Here is a 17,883-nt window from a genome sequence, read left to right as displayed (position 1 = left end):
GTGGTCAGAAGCCCACGCCTGCAAACGCCAGGGCCTGCCGGATCAGGCCGCCGCGGCCGCCGGAAAACTCCATCTGGACGCCCGGGCTGAGGACTTCCTCCGGGGTCATCCAGGTCAGCTCCAGGGCGTCCTGGCGCGGCTCGCACTCGCCCGTCACCGGGATCACGTAGGCCAGGGACACGGCGTGTTGCCGCTCGTCCGTGAAGCCGGTCTGGGACGGTGCCGGGAAGTATTCGGCCACCGTGAACGGCACGGGGCTCAACGGCAGCTGCGGGAACGCCAGGGGGCCGAGGTCCTTTTCCATGTGCCGCAGGAGGGCGGCGCGGATGGTTTCGCGGTAGATGACGCGCCCGGACACCAGGGAACGCACCATGGTCCCGTCTGCGTCCGCCTGCAGCAGCGTGCCCACTTCGTTGACGTAGCCCAGCGGGTCCAGCCGGACCGGTACTGCCTCGACGTACACCATGGGCAGCCGCCCCCGTGCCTCAAAGAGGTCTTCTTCAGAGAGCCAGCCGGGATTCGGGTCAGGTGTGCGCACGTTCATGCTTAAGTTCTACCCCATGGGGCGCCGCTGGGAGATCCACACCGTGGCGGGCGCGTTGGGGCCGCCGGCATCCGGGTTGGCTACGTGGAGGGTGCTTCCAAACGCCTCCTCGGTCAGGCTGGCGGTGAGGCCCGCGGCGGTGAGGCGCTCCTGCAACGGTTCCAGCCCGCCGTCGTATTCGAAACCCAAGCCTGACCTGGGCTGTCCGGTGGCCGGCCGAACCAGCAGGACGCCGCCGTTTTTGGCAGTGAAGTCTGCCGTCTCGTCATTGTCCGGCACGGGCCGGGGGCGGGCGCCGATGTGCAGCAGCGTGCGGACGGCCCCCTCCGGGTCCGCGGTGTACCAGACCGCCGCAACGGCCAGGGCGGGATCGGCGTCGGCGCACTGGGCGAAATGGGCGGCCTTGTCCGCCAGGAAGCTGAACCCGTCAGGCGCGCTGATCCGGCAGGCGTCACCGTGGTCAGCAGTGACGAGTTCGGCCGGTCCGGCGCCTTCCGCCGCCCCTTCCTGTGGGGACTCCTCCTGTGCCGACAGGTTGGTGCGGCGGGCGAATTCGGCCACGTCTCCCACTTCCACCGCCAGCACCGTCCGGCCGTCCTGGCCCGAATCCGCCTCCGCGGAGTGGAGCGCCACGCGGCCTGACGCCGAATCAAAGACCTGCCACCCGCCGTCGTCCTCTGTCTGCACCATCCCCAGGGTGGTGAGGAGCTGCTTCCAGGACTCGGTGCGCGAGGTGAAATGGACGGGGCGGACTCGGAGCATGGCGTTGTCCTCAGGTGGCGGATGGATCTGTAGGGCCATGATGCCACGCGAAACCGCTCTGCACACGGGGCTTGTGGCACGGGATTCCACGGGCAGAATTAGCCCATGGCCACTGAGCTTGAGGAACTGCTGCTGCCCGATGCCGCTGCCTGGCGTGCCTGGCTGGAAGTGAACCACGGCACCAGCCCGGGGGTGTGGCTGGTGCTGCACAAGAAGGGCGGGACGGTGACGGGCCTTGACTACGCGGCGGCCCTGGACGAGGCCCTGTGTTTTGGCTGGATCGACGGGCAGGGCCGGCGCCGGGACAGCGAAAGCGTGTTCCAGCGGATGACGCCGCGGCGCCCCCGGAGCGTCTGGTCGGCGCGGAACGTGGGGCACATCGCGCGGCTGGAGGAAACGGGCAAGATGACCGACGCCGGCAGGGCGGCGGTGGAGGCCGCCAAGGCCGACGGCCGCTGGGACGCCGCTTACGGCGGTCAGGCTGACGTCGAAGTTCCCGCAGACCTTGCAGCAGCCATCGCCGCCAACCCCGCCGCGCAGGCAATGTTCGATGTCCTGACGAAAACCAACCTGTTCTCCCTGGTGTACCGGACGAATTCGGCCAAGCAGGCAGCCACCCGGGAGCGCAGGATCGCTGGCTTCGTGGACATGCTGGCGCGCGGTGAGACGCCGTATCCGCAGAAGAAGCGCCCCGCCGGGCAGGGCTAGTGCCGGCTGTGTGACGCCCGGGATTCTGCTCCCGCGGGGCTGGCCGGTAAAATTGACGGTTCACTTGCGCTGGTGCCGTTCCCCGAACCCGGGGGACGGCACTTGTGCGTTCAGCGAGGGATTGACACCGCCATGCCCCCCAAAATTCCGGAAACCGTTCCCGCCGCCGTTCGGCGCCGCCCCGTCCTGTGGGCCCTGGCGGCCGTGACGGTGCTGGTGCTGGCCGGGTTGCTGGTGCTGGGCGGCAACATCCAGAGGGACGGCGGGCAAGCCGGAACCCCGCAGGCCGGTACCGGGCAGAGCGGTACCGGGCAGCCCGGTGATCCGCCGGCAGCCGCCCCCGCGGACGATCCCGGCTACCGGCCCGCGTACCACCTCACCCCTGACCAGCACTGGATGAACGATCCGCAGCGGCCCTTCTTCCTCGATGGCCGGTGGCACTATTACTACCTCTACAACGCCGACTACCCGGAAGGGAACGGCACCGAGTGGTTCCACGCCACCAGCACGGACCTGGTGCACTGGAAGAACGAAGGGGTGGCCATTCCCAAGTTCCGCAACGGCCTGGGCGACATCGAAACCGGGTCCGCGGTGGTGGACACCGAGGGGACAGCAGGATTCGGCAAGGGGGCCGTGATCGCCGTCCTCACCCAGCAGCACGACGGTGTCCAGCGCCAGTCCCTGTTCTACTCCACCGACAAGGGCTACAGCTTCCAGGCCTACGGGCAGAACCCGGTGATGGAGAACCCCGGCGCCGAGCATTGGCGGGACCCCAGGATCATCCGGGACGAGGCCACCAACCAATGGCTCATGCTGCTCGCGGAGGGCCACAAGATCGGCTTCTACACCTCCCGGGACCTCAAGCAGTGGACCTACGTTTCGGGGTTTGGCCAGGAGGGGCTGGGAATCCTCGAGTGCCCGGACTTCTTCCAGATGGACGTCGACGGCGACCCCGCCAAACGGACGTGGGTCCTGGCAGCTAGCGCCAACGGGTCCGGGGAGGGCCGCACCACCGGGCTGGCCTACTGGACCGGCAGCTTCGACGGAAAGGCCTTCGCGCCGGACGGCGGCCACCAGTGGCTGGACGGCGGGCCGGACTTCTACGCGGCCGTCACCTGGGATGACCCGCGGCTGGACGATGCGCAGCGGAAGGCGTCCCGCCACGCCATCGGCTGGATGAACAACTGGGCCTACGCCCGGCAGCTCCCCACCGGTGACTGGTACGGGTCCGCTTCCGTGGTGCGGGATATCAGGCTGGCGTCCGACGGCGGACGGCCGGCCTTGGTGTCCGCGCCCACCGCCGCGCTCCAGTCGCTGGAAGGGGATCCGGTCCAGTTGCCCGGCGGCAGCATCGGTGGCGGGACGGCACTGCCGGTTCCGGACAGCGGCGCCTTCAAGGCCGACGTCGAGCTGGCCAAGCCCGCGGACGGGACCGGTGAGGTGCGGCTGCTGCTGCAAAGCGGCGGCACCACCTACGCCACGGTGGGCTACGATTTCGCGGCCGGCCGGGCCTTCGTGGACCGCGGCGGCGATGCGGCGGCCGGCGGGAGCGGCCTGGCGGACCGGGAGGACGCCCGCGGCGAATACCGGCAGGCGCGGTCGGTGGACGCGCGGCCCACCGGGGACGCCGTCCGACTCACCGTCTACGTGGACAGGTCATCCGTGGAGGTCTTCGTGGACGGACAGGCCCTGACGTCCCTGGTGTTTCCGCCGGCGGGCCCCAGGGAAGTGCGGCTGGCGGCCGACGGTGCCGTGTCACTCCGGCACGGCACCGTCACGCCGCTGGCCGGCATCCGCTAGGCGCCAGCCGCGCTGACGGCCGCCGCGGCCTCCAGCGTCATCCATGCCTGGAGCTGGGTGGAAAGTTCGACGGCGGCGCCCGGCGGATACGCAGCGGCCGCCGGTTGGGCGGCGTGCAGCGAAAAGATGCTCTTGCCTTCCCGCCCGGCTCCCGCTTCGCCCGGCCCCACGGGGCGCCGGCCGGACCAGAACGCTTCAGCGGTGTCGGTCACCAGCCGCGCGGCCGTGGCGCGGGTGGCGTCGGGAAGCCGGCGGTCTGCTGCGGCGAGCGCCAGGTAACGGCAGAGGATCCCGGTGAAGAGGCCGCCGTCGCCCGTTCCCTCACAGCGCAGCACTGAACCACCGGCGCCGGTACCGGGGCCGGAACTGTCCGCCGGGACGGTCAGCAGCCGCTGCACCGCGTCCACCAGGATCGCGGCCCGCGCCAGGTTCGCCTCGCCCCCGAGCTCGAGGAGCGCACCCAGCACCGGGCCCTGGTTGTAGGTGTACACCGCACGTTCCAGCACCACCTCTCCGGCGGGATTCAGGCGTGCACCGTCAAGGTAGAGGGCCTGGTCCGCGTCAAAGAGCGTGGCGTCCAGCCAGTCCAGCAGCGCCTGGGCCTTGGCGTGCTGGCCGGTGCGGGCATAGAACAGGGCCACCGGCGCCGTGGCGGGGGTGTTCTTGAAGTCCCGTTTCTTGCTCCAGAACGTCCCGCCGCCCAGGTCGTCGGTGCACGCGACGTCGAACTGCAGCGCCAGCGACGCGCGGACCACGGCGTTACGGCGGCGGCCCGGACGCCGGGTCTCCTCAGCCAGGTTGTCCAGCCGAAGGGTTGCCAGGGCAAGCCACGCCATGTCGTCGTAATAGCTGTTCACGAAGGTCAAGGCGTTGCGGAGCCTGATCCCGGTGACCAGCCGCGAGGCCAGGTGCCCTGCGCTGGGCCGGCCCGGGCCGTTGAACCGGGCCGCGGGGGTGGCTCCGCCGCCAAGTTCCCGCCGCCCGGTGTCCACCAGGCAGTCAACGTAATGCGCCTGCCACCAGTAATGCCAGGGGAGGGCCAGGGACGCGGCCGGCCGCATCCGGCGGAGCGCGGCACGCCACCGCGGCCCTGGCTGGGTGCCGGGCTCTTGCGCCGGCGTTGAGGGGGTGGGCTGACCGGCCGCATGCCGGCCCTGCCACAGCACGGCCCCCAGGTGGGTTCCGGGCAGGAACAGCAGTTTCCGGCCGAACAGGGCGGTCACGGAACGGGCCGCGTGGTTCGCCCGGTCCTGCCAGGTGGTGGGGGAGGTGCTGCTGGACGTCATGCCGTCCACCCTAACCGGGCCGCCGGAGCCGGGAGGGCAGGGAACCGGGGGTGCGTGCGGCGGCGCCGGATTTCAGTTAACATGCATTAACTGTTGCCCAAGGCCGTGCCGCGGCGTGGGGACACGCATCAAGGAGGATGTATGGACATCAATGGCAGCGTCGCACTGGTGACAGGCGGGGCGTCCGGGCTGGGCGCAGCCACCGCGCAGAGATTGTTCGACGCCGGCGCATCCGTCGTGCTCGTTGACCTGCCGTCCTCAGTCGGCCAGGCAGTGGCGGACGAACTCAACGGCCGCGCCGCGGCCGGCCAGTCCGCCGTCTTTGCCCCCGCAGACGTGACCAGCGAAACGGACGTCGGGGCCGCCGTCGGGACCGCCGCAGGGCTGGGACCGCTGCGGATCGTGGTGAACTGCGCGGGGATCGCCACCCCGGGCAAGGTCCTGGGACGGGACGGCGTGCTGCCGCTGGAAACGTTCAGCAAGGTCATCCAGGTCAACCTGATCGGGACTTTCAACGTCCTGCGCCTGGCGGCCGAGGCCATGGTGGCCACCGAGCCCGCCGCCACCCCGCTGGGCGGCCCGGAACGCGGCGTCATCATCAACACCGCCTCAGTGGCTGCCTTCGACGGGCAGATTGGCCAGCCTGCATATTCCGCTTCCAAGGGCGCCGTGGCCGCCATGACGCTGCCGATTGCCCGCGAACTGGCGCGCTCGCTGGTCCGCGTGGTCACTATCGCCCCGGGCATTTTCGAGACTCCCATGATGGCCGGCCTGCCCCAGGAAGCGCAGGACTCGCTGGGGGCGCAGGTTCCGCACCCGTCCCGGCTGGGCAAGCCCGCGGAATACGCCAACCTGGTGGCGCACATCGTGGACAACGCCATGTTGAACGGTGAAACCATCCGCCTGGACGGCGCCATCCGGATGGGACCGAAATGAGCGCGCCGGACGTATCGCAGCTGCCGGCGGCGGACTTCTTCGCCGTCGAAGCAACACTGGACCCGGCCGAACGGACCAAGCTCGCCGAACTGCGGGACTTCCTGGCCGCCGAGGTGGCACCCTACGCCGGGGACTGGTGGAACAAGGCCGAGTTTCCCGCGCACATCCTGCCCAAGCTGGCGGCCCTGGAACTGAGCACGCCCGTCCACCGCGGCTACAGCCATCTCTTCGCCGGGCTTGTCATTGCGGAGATAACCCGGGTGGACACCTCCCTGGCCACGTTTTTCCTGGTCCACCACGACCTCTTCGTCGAGTCCCTGCACACCTTCGGCACCGACGACCAGAAACAGCGGCTGCTGGCCGACGCCTCGGAACTGCGCACCACCGGCGCGTTCGCCCTCACCGAACCGCTGCACGGCTCGGACGTGGCGGGCGGCCTGGAGACCCGCGCCCGGCGGATCTCCTCCACCACGGGAGAAGCGGACGACGCCGGCGACACCTGGGTGCTGAACGGGGCCAAACGCTGGATCGGCAACGGGACGTTCTGCGACTACATGCTGGTGTGGGCGCGGGACGAGGCGGACGGCTCGGTGCGGGGCTTCATCGTGGACGCCACCCTGCCGGGGGTCAGCCGGAGCAGGATCGAGAACAAGATCGCCCTGCGCACTGTCCAGAACGCCGACATCGAGTTCCGCGACGTCAGGATTGCCGAGGCGGACCGGTTCGGCGGGATCAGCAGCTTCGAGGACACCAAGGAACTGCTCCGCAGCTCACGGATCATGGTGGCCTGGCAGGCGGTGGGCCAGCAGCTGGCGGCCTTCGACGTCGCCCGGCAGTACGCCGTGGAACGGCAGCAGTTCGGCCGTCCGCTGGCCCATTTCCAGCTGATCCAGCAGCAGCTGGTGACCATGCTGGGCAACACTGTGGCCAGCATGTCCATGATGGCCGGGATCGCCAGGCTGCAGGAGGGGGGCGCCGCCGGCATGCCGCAGGTGGCGCTCGCCAAGTCCTACCTCAGCGCCCGCATGCGTGAGACGGTGGCGCTGGGCCGGTCCATCCTGGGCGGAAACGGGATTGTCACCGATTACCGGATGGCCAAGATCTTCGCCGACGCCGAGGCCATTTACACCTATGAGGGCTCTTTCGAGGTGAACACCCTGATCGTGGGCCGGGCCATCACCGGGATTTCGGCCATTTCCTGAGCTTCCCGGGCGCTACGCGGGGTAGGGCTCTTTCTCGCCGGCCTCCACCCGGATGTCGAGGCTGTTGTTCTTCACCGGCATGGGGCAGGTGCCGTAGGGGGTGAAGGCGCTGGGGTAGTTGATGGCCCGGTTGAAGTCCAGCACCACGGAGCCGTCCGGCCGGGGCCTGGGGAGGGAGAGTTTCCGCCACTCGTCCGTGGTGTCGCCGTTGGTTTCGTCGTGGAACGTGACGGTCAGGGCGCCGAGTTTCTCCTCCTCCGCCTGCAGCCGGAACTCGTGGCTGCTGCCGGGGAGGCGGAACACCACCTCGCCAACGCTGCGGTGCACGCCGTCAACCAGCGGGTTCGCGGTCCCGATCGGCACATCCACCGGGGCCGGGTACGGTTCAAACCGGCCCGTCACCTCCCAGTTAGGGTTGTACGGAAAGGTGGGCACGCCGTCGAACTCCGTCAAGACCGGCGATGCCGCGTCCCGGGTCCGGATCGCGTACCTGCCGCCGCGCATGGCCAGCTCCACCACCACCTGGTCCCCGTCCGGGCCGCCGAACTGCACCCACATCAGCGACTCCTCGTCCGCCAGGACGGCGGACACGGTGCCGTCCACCCTTTCCCCTGTCTCCACCAGCGTGAGCCCGTCCGCCGGTACCGCGGTGAGGAACGCCGTCGTACCTTTTGTTGCACCGGCGCCGTCCGTGGACCACAGGCCCGGGGCACGGTCGACGGCGGCCGGTGCGTCTTCCAGCCACTGAAAGGACGTGAGGGTCAGCCAGCCGTGCGGCGTTGCCAGGGCCTTGTTGCGGTTGGCGCGGAAGCGCTGCCAGCGCTCCTCCCTGGCGGCTGGAGCGGTGGCTGCTGGCGTGGTGGTCATGGTTCCTTCCGGTTTCGTCTGCCCACGCTACAACCGCCGGCCAGGCATGTTCATTCCACCGCTGATTCCTTTATCCGGGGTTGAATGGAGACATGGACATCCTTGCGGGAGTGAATCGGGAGTGGCTTGCCGCGCTCACCTGGCTGGCGGCCGCCCTTGCCGCCGCGGGCGTCCTGGCGTGGCGCCGGCGGCGGCCGGACCTCGCAGCGCCCGCCGCCGTCGCCGTCTTCATGGCAGCCAACGTGGGCGCCGGCATCTACGTCCTGAACCACCTCGCGGACGGGCGCTGGGGCGGGGACGCGCAGGCGAAACTCGCCCCGCCCGAACTCTCCGGGACCCCCGTCGTGGGCCAGTTCCTGCAGCCGCTCGACGGAGCCATGGCAGGCATGGCCGGCGGCGTCAACGATTTCATCGACTTCCGGGCCGCGTTGCCGGTGGCACTGGACTTCTTCGCGGCCGCCGGCTGGGCGCTGGCCCTCCTGGTGCCGCTGCTGCTCACGGCTGCCGTGGTCCAGGCCGGGAGGGCCCGGCGCCGCACGGCGGAGGCGGCCGCCTGGCAGGACGAGGTGCAGAACCTACGGGCTGAGCTCGACGCCGTCAAACGGCATGTGGGGTACCGCGACATCTTCTGAGACGGATTCCACTGACCCACGGGTCCGGGGGTAGCATCTTTAGCTAGTAACGTGGCTCACAGTATCCAGCGCAGTGTACGAGCCAAGTCCAAATCCCTCGAAAGATTGTTTCAATGGCTCACACTGCAACACCTCCCGAAACCGATCTTGCCTCCGAACTGCGCGCGGACGTCCGGCGTGTCTCCACCCTCCTGGGTGAATCGCTGGTCCGCCAGCACGGACCGGAACTCCTGGACCTCGTGGAGCAGGTCCGGCTCCTGACCAAGGAATCCAAAGAAGCAGCGCGCGGCGGTGCCCACGCCACCGGGCCCTGGAGCGCGCACGACGTCGTTGCCCAGGTCCGCGAACTGCTCGGCTCCCTGCCCATTGAGCAGGCAACCGACCTGGTGCGCGCCTTCGCCTTCTACTTCCACCTGGCCAACGCCGCCGAACAGGTGCACCGCGTTCGCGGCCTGCGGACCCGGGCCGAAAAGGACGGCTGGCTGGCCAAGACCGTGGCGGACATCGCCGCGCAGGCCGGACCGGACGTGCTGCAGGAAGTGGTCAACGGCCTGGACGTGCGTCCCATCTTCACCGCCCACCCCACCGAGGCGTCCCGCCGCTCCGTCCTGGACAAGATCCGCAAGCTCTCCGACGTCCTGTCCCAGTCCACGGCCGAAGGGTCCACGGCACGCCGCCGGCAGGACCGGCAGCTGGCAGAGATCATCGACCAGATGTGGCAGACCGACGAGCTGCGCCAGGTCCGGCCCACCCCCGTGGATGAGGCCCGGAACGCCATCTACTACCTGGGCGGAATCCTCACGGACGCGATGCCGGAAATGCTGTCCGAGCTCTCCGAACTGCTGGGCGAGCACGGCGTCACCCTTGCTTCCAAGGACGCCCCCATCCGGTTTGGCTCCTGGATCGGCGGTGACCGCGACGGCAACCCGAACGTCACCGCGGCCGTGACCCGCGAAATCCTGCAGATCCAGAACCAAAGCGCCATCCGGATCAGCATCGGCATGATCGATGAACTGATCTCCATCCTGTCCAACTCCACGGCCCTGGCAGGCGCGGACCAGCCGCTCCTGGAGTCCATCGACGAGGACCTGAAGAAGCTGCCCGGCCTGGACAAGCGGGTCCTGGAACTGAACGCCCAGGAGCCGTACCGGCTGAAGCTCACCTGCATCAAGGCCAAGCTCATCAACACGGGCAAGCGGGTGGCCGCCAACTCCAACCACGAGCACGGCCGCGACTACAGCGGAACCGAGGAGCTCCTGGCGGACCTGAACCTGCTGGAGCTCTCGCTCCGCAACCACTCCGCGGCCCTGGCGGCGGACGGCTCCCTGGCCCGCGTCCGCCGTGCCATCGCCTCCTTCGGCCTGCACCTGGCCACCCTGGACATCCGCGAACACGCAGACCACCACCACGACGCCGTTGGCCAGCTGATGGACCGGATCGGCGGCCCCGGCCTGCGCTACGCCGAGCTGAGCCGTGAGGAACGCTTCGAGGTGCTCGGCTCCGAGCTGGCGTCCCGCCGCCCGCTGTCCGGCCACCCGATCAAGCTCGACGGCGCCGCCGACGGCACCTACGACGTCTTCCGCGAGATCCGCCGCGCCCTGCGCATGTACGGCCCGGACGTCATCGAGACCTACATCATCTCCATGACCCGCGGCGCCGACGACGTCCTGGCCGCGGCCGTCCTGGCCCGCGAAGCCGGCTTGGTGAACCTCTTCGGCGACAAGCCGTACGCAAAGCTCGGTTTTGCGCCGCTGCTGGAAACGGTGGAGGAACTGCGGGCCTCGGCCGAGATCGTCGACCAGCTGCTCTCCGACCCGTCCTACCGTGAGCTGGTGCGCCTGCGCGGGGACGTCCAGGAAGTGATGCTGGGCTACTCGGACTCCAACAAGGAATCCGGCGTGATGACCAGCCAGTGGGAAATCCACAAGACCCAGCGCAAGCTGCGGGACGTCGCCGCCAAGCACGGCGTGCGCGTCCGCCTGTTCCACGGCCGTGGCGGTTCCGTGGGCCGTGGCGGCGGGCCCACCTACGACGCCATCCTGGCCCAGCCCAACGGTGTCCTGGAAGGCGAAATCAAGTTCACCGAGCAGGGCGAAGTCATCTCGGACAAGTACTCCCTGCCGGAGCTGGCCCGCGAAAACCTGGAGCTGTCCCTGGCCGCTGTGCTGCAGGGGTCTGCCCTGCACCGGAACCCGCGGACCTCCGAGGACCAGCGAGAGCGGTACGGCCACGTCATGGAAGCCATCTCCGACGCCGCCTTTGACCGGTACCGGAAGCTGATCGACCACCCGGACCTGCCCGCCTACTTCATGGCCTCCACCCCGGTGGAGCAGCTGGGCTCCCTGAATATCGGTTCCCGCCCGTCCAAGCGTCCGGACTCCGGCGCCGGCCTGGGCGGCCTGCGCGCCATCCCCTGGGTATTCGGCTGGACCCAGTCCCGGCAGATCGTGCCCGGCTGGTTCGGTGTGGGCTCCGGGCTCAAGGCCGCCCGCGAAGCCGGGCACTCGGCCCAGCTGGTGGAGATGATCGACCACTGGAACTTCTTCAAGTCCGTGCTGTCCAACGTTGAGATGACGCTTGCAAAGACGGACATGGATATCGCCGGCTACTACGTGTCCACCCTGGTTCCGGAGGAACTTCACCACCTGTTCCGCACCATCCGGGAAGAGTACGAACTCACGGTCGCCGAGGTGCGCAAGCTCACCGGCGAGAACATCCTCCTGGATGCCCAACCCACCCTGAAACGCTCCCTGGAAATCCGCGACCAGTACCTGGACCCCATCAGCTACCTCCAGGTGGAACTCCTGCGCCGCATCCGCACTGAGGGCGGGATCAGCGGGGCCGAGATCGATGAACGCCTCCAGCGGGCCATGCTGATCACCGTCAATGGCGTGGCGGCCGGCCTCCGCAACACCGGCTGATTCTCCAGTTGCTCCATCACGTGTGGTCCCTAACAGGCGCTGTTGGGGGCCACACGTGATGGCGCATCCGGGGGTTGGATAGGGTTGGAGGCATGCCTTCCTTCCAGACCCGCCTTAAGATCACCGGGCTCCGGCCGGGGAATCCGCCCGAGTCCGTTATGGACGCGGCCGTGGAGGCGCTGGGCACCCGCCACCACGTGGAGGCGCACCAGCTGCAGATCGCCGGCGGCGTGCCGCAGCTGAACCTGCGCTTCCTCGTGGAGGCGAGCGAGTACAGCGGTGAGAACCGCCAGGCGGTGGAATCGGCAGCCATGATGCGCGACGCCGTCGAACGCGTTGCGCTGACGGGCCCGCTCAGCGTGCTGCGGCGCAGCCGCGGCAAGTGGCTGCCCGTCTAGCCTGCGTCCGGGAGGGGCTCCTCCTCCACCGGGGACCGGTCGCCGCGGCGGCGGGTGACGAGGATGCCCACGACGGCGCCGATCACCAGGCCGACGGCCACGCCAATCAGGGAGCTCGCCCAGAACGGCAGCCTGGTGGTTGACCCGGTGAAGTAGCCCAGGCCCACCAGCCAGCATGCCCACAGCACGGCGCCCAGGGCCGCGCACAGGCTGAAGCCGCGGACGGACACGTTGGCCACGCCGGATGCCGCCGAGGTGGCGAGCCGTCCGCCGGGAATGAACCTGGCGCCGATGATAGTGCCGTAGGTGGAGGAACGGCCGGCCTTGGCCAGCGCCGCGTGGATGCCGCTGTGGACCCGCCGGCCCCACTTCCATCGGTCCAGCACATGGCTCAGCCGCCGCCGGAAGAGATGGAAGACCACCATGTCGCCCAGCCAGGACGCCACGGCAGCGAGCACCAGCACCAGGAACACGTTGGCCCGGCCGTCCGCGGACAGGGCGCCCCCGGTGATCACCAGCATTTCGGAGGGGATGGGCGGAAAAATGGCATCGCCGATCACCACGGGGATAACCCAGAAGTAGAGGGCCGTCCCCCAGCTGTCAACGCTGCCGAAGTCCATTGCCACAAGGTACCGCACTTGGGAAACTGGCGGCATGCGGATCTCGGTTCTGCGGGGCGACATTACGCAACGGCGCGTGGATGTGGTGGTGAATGCTGCGAACTCCTCGTTGCTGGGCGGCGGGGGAGTGGACGGGGCGCTGCACCGGGCGGCCGGGCCGGAACTGCTCGCTGCATGCAGGGAGCTGCGTGCCACCGGACTTCCGCACGGCCTCCAGACCGGAGCCGCCGTGGCAACACCTGCCTTCCGGCTGCCGGCCCGCTGGGTGATCCACACAGTGGGGCCCAACCGGCACGCAGGACAGACCAACCGCGTCCTCCTGGGGTCCTGCTTCAGCGAAAGCCTGCGGCTGGCCGACACCCTGGGGGCGCAGGACGTGGCCTTTCCCGCGGTGGGCGGCGGAGCCTACGGGTGGAGTGCCGCGCACGTGGCGCAGGCAGCGCTTGAGGCGGTGACGGGGTTCCGGACCGCCCATCCGGCCAGCGGGCTGGAGCTGGTGGAGTTCGTGCTGCACACCGCGGAGATGGAGGCGGCGTTCAGGGACGTGCTCGGACCGCTTCGCTGAGCTCCAGGCTGCTGCGGTATTCCACGGGCTTTCCCGAGATCGGGTCAACGAACCGGATGCCCCGTGCCAGCAGCTGGAGCGGCCTGGCGTAGTCGTCCGGGGCCTTGTCCAGCAGGTCGGGATAGAAGGCATCGTTCACGATCCCCAGCCCCAGCGAGGCCATATGGACCCGCAGCTGGTGGGTCTTGCCGGTGTGGGGCTCCAGCCGGTACCTGGCCAGGCGCTGAGCTGTACCGATGGCGCCTGTACCGGTGACGCCGGTGCCGCCGGTACTTGCCGGTGCGCCGCCGTCGAACGTTTCCAGCCGCTCAATCCTGGTCTCCGCGTTCGGTTCGCCGTCCACGACCTCCGCCAGCAGGTAACTGCGGGACTTGGTCATCCGGTTGCGGACCACCACGGGAAAGTCGACGGCGGGGTGCCCCGGCGCGGGCTCGGCGGCGGACACACACTCGTACTCCTTCTGCACCTGCCGCTTCTCGAAGAGCACCTGGTACTTGCCCCGGGTCTGCGGGTTGGTGGAGAAGAGCAGCACGCCGGCCGTCATGCGGTCCAGCCGGTGCATGGGGATCAGGTCCGGCAGGTCCAGCTGGTTCCGCAGGCGCACCAGGGCGGATTCCTGGATGTATGTGCCGCCCGGCGTGGTGGGCAGGAAGTGCGGCTTGTCGACCACCAGCAGGTGGTGGTCCTGGTGCAGGATGCTCAGTTCCACCGGCAGCCGCGTTTCCGGCGGCAGGGTGCGGTAATACCAGATGAAGGTGTGCTCCTGCAGCGGCGTGGCCCGGTCCAGGGGGATGCCGCCCTCGCCCACGATCTCCCCGGCGTCGAACCTGTCCTCGATGCCCTGCGGGTCGATGTGGCCCCAGCGGTGCATCATGTAGTCCATCGCGGTCTCCCACGGGCCCTCTTCCGGAAGGCGCAGGCGCGTGGCATTGACGCCGTCGCGGACGGGGAGGGGGGATTGCATCACCGGTCCATTCTACCGGCGCTGGTTTAGCCGGTCTGGCCCGCAGCCCGCCGCCCGCGCCCTCCTCCGACCATAAAAAAGTTCTTGACAACAAAAGTTGTCGGCGGGCACACTGGAGGCATGCAGGACATTGCAGTCATCGAGGACCCGGCAGCCGCCGAAGCATCCCTGGATCCCATCCGTACCCGGATCCTGCGGGAGCTGGTCCAGCCGGCCTCGGCCACGCAGCTGGCAGTGCGGATCGGCCTGCCACGGCAGAAAGTGAACTACCACCTCAAGGCGCTGGAGCGGCACGGACTGGTGGAACTCGTGGAGGAGCGCCGCAAGGGCAACGTCACCGAACGGGTCCTGCAGGCAACCGCCGCTTCCTACCTCATCTCGCCGTCAGCGCTCGCCGCCGTGTCCCCGGACCCAGTCCGGTTCGCGGACCGCTTTTCGGCGTTCTGGCTGCTGGCGCTCGCCGGCCGGATGGTGCAGGAGGTGGGAAAGCTCATCGCCGGCGCCGCCGCGGCCCGGCAGAAGCTGGCCACGTTCGCGATCGACGGCGAGATCACCTTCCGCACGGCGGCTGACAGGGCCGCGTTCGCGGAGGAACTCGGCGTCGAGGTCACGCGGCTGGTGGACAAGTACCACGACGCCGGCGCATCATCCCGCGGGCGGCGGCACCGGCTCGTGGTGGCGCTGCACCCGGCCCTGAAAGAGACCAATGCCGTCACGGCAACCAACGAAACAGCAGGCAAGGAGCAGGACAAATGAGCAACAAACGGGACTTCGAGATCGTCCAGGACACCGAACTGCCCGGCACCCCCGAGCGGGTGTGGGAAGCCGTCACCAACGGAACGCCGGCCTGGATGTTCCCCACGGACCAATGGCCGGCAGTCAAAACCGTTGAGGAATACCCCCACCACCTGGTGTCGCGGATGGAGGGGCCGGGCGGCTGGTTCAACCAGCTGGAGCACGTGCTGGAGCCCCTGGACGGCGGCCGCGCCCGGCTCCACTACGTCCACAGCGGCATCTTCGCGGACAACTGGGACCAGCAGTACGACGGCGCCAGCCTCCATACCGAGTTCTACCTGCACACGCTGGGCCAGTACCTGCAGTACTTCGACGGCCGCCCCGTGGTGTTCACCGACATCCAGGCCCCGGTGGCATCCCAAACACCGGACGGCTTCACCCGCCTCCGTGACGCGCTGGGCGCCGGTTCCGCGGAGCAAGGCGCCACGGTTGATGTGGAGCTCGACGGCGTGGGGCGGCTTACGGGCGAGGTGGACTTCGCGAACGAGCACTTCCTGGGCATCCGCACCCAGAATGCGCTGTACCGGTTCTTCGGCCGCAACGCATGGGGTGCCCCGGTGGGCATGACGGTGCACGATTTCAGCGGCGCCGGCGGCACGGAGGCCACCGCCAAGGCCTGGGGCGGCTTCCTGGAGCGCGTGTACGGGTAGCTCCCGGTTCCCGGCGATTCCGGCAGCGGCTGGTCAGGCGATGGCGACGGCGGGCGCCTGGGTCAGTGAGCGCCGCAGCTGGGGTGCGGCGTCCAGCCGGTCCTGGGCCGCCCGCAGCGCCAGGACTGCCGTCTCGAGCTTGTCCGGCGGGAGGGTGAACGGCAGCCGCAGGTTGCGTTCAAATGCGCCGCCGATTCCGAACCGGGGCCCGGCCGCCAGCCTGATGCCGTATTCCGGGGCCAGGACGGTCAGGGCCGTGCTGATGGGGCCGGGCAGCCGGCACCACACGGAGAGGCCGCCGGCGGGCGGCGCCACCTGCCACGTGGGAAGGTGCTCCGCGAGGAGGCCGAGCAGTGTGGACCTGTTGCGGCGCAGCATCTTTAACAGGGCGGGCAGGGGCTCCTCCAGTGCCCGCACCAGGTGTGCTGCCGCGAGCTGTTCCATGACGGGCCCGCCCAGGTCCAGGGTGGTCCGGGCGGCGGCGAACCGCTGGATCATGGACTCCGAGGCGCGGATCCAGCCGGTGCGCAGCCCGCCCCAGTGGGACTTGCTCAGTGATCCGATGGACACCACGGCGCTGCCGAAACCCGCCAGGGGAGTGGTGGCAACGCCGTCGAGGTTGAGGTCACGGAGGGTTTCGTCCGCCACCAGCACGGTTCCGGCCGCGGCGGCCGCGCGGGCCAGCCGGCGGCGCTGGGCATCGGGCATGATCATGCCGGTGGGGTTGTGGAAATCCGGGACCAGGTAGGCGAGTTTTGGCTGCTGCTGGACCATGGCGGCTTCCATCGCGGGCAGGTCCCAGCCGGAATCGGCGAAGGCCACCGGCACGGGGCGGCACCGGGCGGAACGGATGGCATCCAGCGCGTGCGGGTAGCTGGGGTGCTCCACCAGGATCCGGTCCTGCCGGTCCGCCAGGGTGCGGATGATGATGGTCAGGGCGTGCTGGGCGCCGGAGGTCACCATGATCTGGCCCGGTTGTGTCGGCACGCCGGCCGCTGAGTAACGGTCCGCCACCGCCTGCCGCAGCGGCAGCAGTCCCAGGGCGTCATAGCCGAACCCGGGAAGCAATGCCGGTAGCTCCGTCAGCGCCGCGGCGAAGGCCCGGTGCACCACCTCCCCGCTGGCGGGCAGCGCCGAATAGGCCAGGTCCACCAAACCTCCGGGCGCCATGAGCCCGGGCGCGGTGAGCCCGGGTGCGGTGAGTCCGGGTGCTGCCAGCGGGCCGGTGGAAGGCGGCTGCGGACCGAAAAGTGCCGGGCCGAACGGGGTCAGTTCGGGGATGCGGGTCTTGCCGCGGCTGCCCTGGCCGCTGCTCAGGAAGCCTTGCTCCCGGAGGTTGGCGTAAGCCGCAGTGACGGTGGTCCGGCTGACCGCCAGGGTGGAGCACAGTGAACGCTCGCTGGGCAGGGCAGTATCCAGCGGGATGCGGCCATCCAGGATCAGCAGCCGCACGACATCAGCCAGTTCGCGGTACGCGGGCCCAGTGCCCGTGTTCCAGGGGCCAAGGAGGCGGGACAGGGCGAGGGCGGTAAGGGCGGCAGCCATGTAGCCAGTATTTCAGACTGGCTATGTAATTCAATGCCAGTTCGCTGCGAGCATGGTTCCATGATGACCCGCAGACTTGTCCAGCTCTTCACCGGCCTCGCCATGTACGGCATCTCCCTGGCCATATTCATCCGCGCCGGCCTGGGCCTGGACCCGTGGGACGTGTTCCACCAGGGCCTGGCCAACCGGAGCGGACTGAGCATCGGCGTGGTGGTGATCGCCGTGAGCTTCCTGGTGCTGCTGCTGTGGATCCCCCTGCGCCAGATGCCCGGCTTCGGAACTCTTTGCAACGCCATTCTGGTGGGTGTCTTCGCGGACATCGGGCTGGCCGTGATCCCGCCGGCAACCCACCTGGCCGCCCAGATCGGCCTCCTCGCAGGGGCCGTACTGGTTAACGCCGTGGCCTCGGCCCTCTACATCGGCGCCGGCTTTGGGCCAGGCGCCCGCGACGGCCTGATGACCGGGCTGGCCCGGCGCACCGGATGGACCGTCAGGTTCTCCCGCACGTTGATCGAGGTCACCGTGCTGGCCGCCGGCTGGCTGCTGGGCGGCTCGGTGGGTGTGGGTACCGTGGTCTACGCCCTGGCGATCGGTCCGCTGGTCCATATCCTGCTGCCGCGCTTCATGGTGGCGGCCAGTCAGTCCAGCACCGTCAAGGAACCCAGCGCGTCGACCTGTTGACCTCACC

General features: G+C 69.3%; 18 protein-coding genes. 11 read left to right on the top strand and 7 right to left on the bottom strand.

Annotated elements, in window-relative coordinates; translation table 11 throughout:
- Positions 1-4 precede the first annotated feature (4 nt).
- Together PUN51_RS11145 and PUN51_RS11140 are read right to left on the bottom strand one after the other, a co-directional pair.
- Entirely contained in the window at positions 5-544 is a 540-nt protein-coding gene (locus tag PUN51_RS11145; RefSeq protein WP_141158190.1) for an NUDIX hydrolase family protein, read from the bottom strand.
- A gap of 9 nt (positions 545-553) precedes the next feature.
- Positions 554-1,306, bottom strand: a complete 753-nt coding sequence (locus PUN51_RS11140) for a VOC family protein (protein ID WP_275181027.1) — start codon at positions 1,304-1,306, stop codon at positions 554-556.
- Between the two features lie 105 nt (positions 1,307-1,411).
- Between PUN51_RS11140 and PUN51_RS11135 the strand changes: the two genes are divergently transcribed.
- Entirely contained in the window at positions 1,412-2,014 is a 603-nt protein-coding gene (locus tag PUN51_RS11135) for a YdeI/OmpD-associated family protein (protein ID WP_224024786.1), read from the top strand.
- A gap of 132 nt (positions 2,015-2,146) precedes the next feature.
- On the top strand, positions 2,147-3,814 hold the full coding sequence (locus tag PUN51_RS11130) for a glycoside hydrolase family 32 protein (RefSeq protein WP_224024788.1): 1,668 nt from the start codon (positions 2,147-2,149) through the stop codon (positions 3,812-3,814).
- Here the strand turns inward: PUN51_RS11130 and PUN51_RS11125 are convergent.
- Positions 3,811-5,100 (bottom strand): glycoside hydrolase family 76 protein, encoded by a 1,290-nt coding sequence (locus PUN51_RS11125; RefSeq protein WP_275180965.1) that lies wholly within the window; start codon positions 5,098-5,100, stop codon positions 3,811-3,813. The genes PUN51_RS11130 and PUN51_RS11125 overlap by 4 nt on opposite strands.
- Positions 5,101-5,241: 141 nt before the next feature.
- Here PUN51_RS11125 and PUN51_RS11120 point away from each other — a divergent pair, with 141 nt between their 5' ends.
- On the top strand, positions 5,242-6,036 hold the full coding sequence (locus PUN51_RS11120) for a 3-hydroxyacyl-CoA dehydrogenase (RefSeq protein WP_275180964.1): 795 nt from the start codon (positions 5,242-5,244) through the stop codon (positions 6,034-6,036).
- Positions 6,033-7,238, top strand: a complete 1,206-nt coding sequence (locus tag PUN51_RS11115; RefSeq protein ID WP_275180963.1) for an acyl-CoA dehydrogenase family protein — start codon at positions 6,033-6,035, stop codon at positions 7,236-7,238. The genes PUN51_RS11120 and PUN51_RS11115 overlap by 4 nt, the downstream gene beginning before the upstream one ends.
- Before the next feature lie 12 nt (positions 7,239-7,250).
- Here PUN51_RS11115 and PUN51_RS11110 read toward each other — a convergent pair whose 3' ends face one another.
- Positions 7,251-8,105 carry a DUF1684 domain-containing protein gene (locus PUN51_RS11110; protein ID WP_275180962.1) on the bottom strand — a complete coding sequence of 285 codons (855 nt, stop codon included), beginning with the start codon at positions 8,103-8,105 and terminating at the stop codon, positions 7,251-7,253.
- Positions 8,106-8,197: 92 nt separating this feature from the next.
- On the opposite strand from PUN51_RS11110, the gene PUN51_RS11105 reads away from it, so the two are divergent.
- The 3 genes from PUN51_RS11105 (at position 8,198) to PUN51_RS11095 (ending at position 12,056) form a co-directional block, all read left to right on the top strand.
- Positions 8,198-8,737: a hypothetical protein gene (locus PUN51_RS11105; protein WP_275180961.1), complete on the top strand. Its 540-nt coding sequence runs from the start codon at positions 8,198-8,200 to the stop codon at positions 8,735-8,737.
- A 113-nt stretch (positions 8,738-8,850) separates the two neighbouring features.
- Complete coding sequence (gene ppc / locus PUN51_RS11100) at positions 8,851-11,658, top strand: phosphoenolpyruvate carboxylase (protein ID WP_275180960.1); 2,808 nt, start codon at positions 8,851-8,853, stop codon at positions 11,656-11,658.
- 92 nt (positions 11,659-11,750) lie between these two features.
- Positions 11,751-12,056, top strand: a complete 306-nt coding sequence (locus PUN51_RS11095) for a hypothetical protein (RefSeq protein ID WP_043449019.1) — start codon at positions 11,751-11,753, stop codon at positions 12,054-12,056.
- Here the strand turns inward: PUN51_RS11095 and PUN51_RS11090 are convergent.
- A complete protein-coding gene (locus PUN51_RS11090; RefSeq protein WP_224024801.1) occupies positions 12,053-12,676 on the bottom strand; it encodes a DedA family protein in 624 nt (207 codons plus the stop codon). The two genes, PUN51_RS11095 and PUN51_RS11090, sit on opposite strands and share 4 nt — an antisense overlap.
- 34 nt (positions 12,677-12,710) lie before the next feature.
- Between PUN51_RS11090 and PUN51_RS11085 the strand changes: the two genes are divergently transcribed.
- Complete coding sequence (locus PUN51_RS11085; protein ID WP_275180959.1) at positions 12,711-13,241, top strand: O-acetyl-ADP-ribose deacetylase; 531 nt, start codon at positions 12,711-12,713, stop codon at positions 13,239-13,241.
- Here the strand turns inward: PUN51_RS11085 and PUN51_RS11080 are convergent.
- Positions 13,213-14,205 (bottom strand): RluA family pseudouridine synthase, encoded by a 993-nt coding sequence (locus tag PUN51_RS11080; protein ID WP_275181026.1) that lies wholly within the window; start codon positions 14,203-14,205, stop codon positions 13,213-13,215. The genes PUN51_RS11085 and PUN51_RS11080 overlap by 29 nt on opposite strands.
- 120 nt (positions 14,206-14,325) lie before the next feature.
- Here PUN51_RS11080 and PUN51_RS11075 point away from each other — a divergent pair, with 120 nt between their 5' ends.
- Positions 14,326-14,961 carry a winged helix-turn-helix domain-containing protein gene (locus PUN51_RS11075; RefSeq protein ID WP_275180958.1) on the top strand — a complete coding sequence of 212 codons (636 nt, stop codon included), beginning with the start codon at positions 14,326-14,328 and terminating at the stop codon, positions 14,959-14,961.
- Positions 14,958-15,650 carry an SRPBCC family protein gene (locus tag PUN51_RS11070; RefSeq protein ID WP_275180957.1) on the top strand — a complete coding sequence of 231 codons (693 nt, stop codon included), beginning with the start codon at positions 14,958-14,960 and terminating at the stop codon, positions 15,648-15,650. Before PUN51_RS11075 ends, PUN51_RS11070 begins: the two co-directional genes overlap by 4 nt.
- 33 nt (positions 15,651-15,683) lie before the next feature.
- Here the strand turns inward: PUN51_RS11070 and yczR are convergent, their stop codons facing one another.
- A complete protein-coding gene (yczR, locus tag PUN51_RS11065) occupies positions 15,684-17,195 on the bottom strand; it encodes a MocR-like transcription factor YczR (RefSeq protein WP_275180956.1) in 1,512 nt (503 codons plus the stop codon).
- Between the two features lie 60 nt (positions 17,196-17,255).
- Between yczR and yczE the strand changes: the two genes are divergently transcribed.
- Positions 17,256-17,876 (top strand): membrane protein YczE, encoded by a 621-nt coding sequence (gene yczE / locus PUN51_RS11060; protein WP_275180955.1) that lies wholly within the window; start codon positions 17,256-17,258, stop codon positions 17,874-17,876.
- Positions 17,877-17,883: the final 7 nt, after the last annotated feature.

This window comes from Arthrobacter sp. NQ4 (genome assembly GCF_029077345.1).
Classification (GTDB): Bacteria; Actinomycetota; Actinomycetes; order Actinomycetales; family Micrococcaceae; genus Arthrobacter.
Note: the sequence above shows the minus strand (reverse complement) of the source record. Positions and strands in the feature narration are given on the sequence as shown.

Excerpts from the sequence above, each read along its gene's own strand:
- PUN51_RS11080 (WP_275181026.1), bottom strand. The coding sequence starts at position 14,205 with ATGCAATCCCCCCTCCCCGTCCGCGACGGCGTCAATGCCACGCGCCTG.
- PUN51_RS11095 (WP_043449019.1), top strand. The coding sequence starts at position 11,751 with ATGCCTTCCTTCCAGACCCGCCTTAAGATCACCGGGCTCCGGCCGGGG.
- PUN51_RS11140 (WP_275181027.1), bottom strand. The coding sequence starts at position 1,306 with ATGCTCCGAGTCCGCCCCGTCCATTTCACCTCGCGCACCGAGTCCTGG.
- PUN51_RS11115 (WP_275180963.1), top strand. The coding sequence starts at position 6,033 with ATGAGCGCGCCGGACGTATCGCAGCTGCCGGCGGCGGACTTCTTCGCC.
- PUN51_RS11110 (WP_275180962.1), bottom strand. The coding sequence starts at position 8,105 with ATGACCACCACGCCAGCAGCCACCGCTCCAGCCGCCAGGGAGGAGCGC.
- PUN51_RS11135 (WP_224024786.1), top strand. The coding sequence starts at position 1,412 with ATGGCCACTGAGCTTGAGGAACTGCTGCTGCCCGATGCCGCTGCCTGG.
- PUN51_RS11125 (WP_275180965.1), bottom strand. The coding sequence starts at position 5,100 with ATGACGTCCAGCAGCACCTCCCCCACCACCTGGCAGGACCGGGCGAAC.
- PUN51_RS11085 (WP_275180959.1), top strand. The coding sequence starts at position 12,711 with ATGCGGATCTCGGTTCTGCGGGGCGACATTACGCAACGGCGCGTGGAT.
- PUN51_RS11075 (WP_275180958.1), top strand. The coding sequence starts at position 14,326 with ATGCAGGACATTGCAGTCATCGAGGACCCGGCAGCCGCCGAAGCATCC.
- PUN51_RS11105 (WP_275180961.1), top strand. The coding sequence starts at position 8,198 with ATGGACATCCTTGCGGGAGTGAATCGGGAGTGGCTTGCCGCGCTCACC.
- yczE (WP_275180955.1), top strand. The coding sequence starts at position 17,256 with ATGATGACCCGCAGACTTGTCCAGCTCTTCACCGGCCTCGCCATGTAC.
- yczR (WP_275180956.1), bottom strand. The coding sequence starts at position 17,195 with ATGGCTGCCGCCCTTACCGCCCTCGCCCTGTCCCGCCTCCTTGGCCCC.
- PUN51_RS11130 (WP_224024788.1), top strand. The coding sequence starts at position 2,147 with ATGCCCCCCAAAATTCCGGAAACCGTTCCCGCCGCCGTTCGGCGCCGC.
- PUN51_RS11090 (WP_224024801.1), bottom strand. The coding sequence starts at position 12,676 with ATGGACTTCGGCAGCGTTGACAGCTGGGGGACGGCCCTCTACTTCTGG.
- PUN51_RS11070 (WP_275180957.1), top strand. The coding sequence starts at position 14,958 with ATGAGCAACAAACGGGACTTCGAGATCGTCCAGGACACCGAACTGCCC.
- PUN51_RS11120 (WP_275180964.1), top strand. The coding sequence starts at position 5,242 with ATGGACATCAATGGCAGCGTCGCACTGGTGACAGGCGGGGCGTCCGGG.
- ppc (WP_275180960.1), top strand. The coding sequence starts at position 8,851 with ATGGCTCACACTGCAACACCTCCCGAAACCGATCTTGCCTCCGAACTG.
- PUN51_RS11145 (WP_141158190.1), bottom strand. The coding sequence starts at position 544 with ATGAACGTGCGCACACCTGACCCGAATCCCGGCTGGCTCTCTGAAGAA.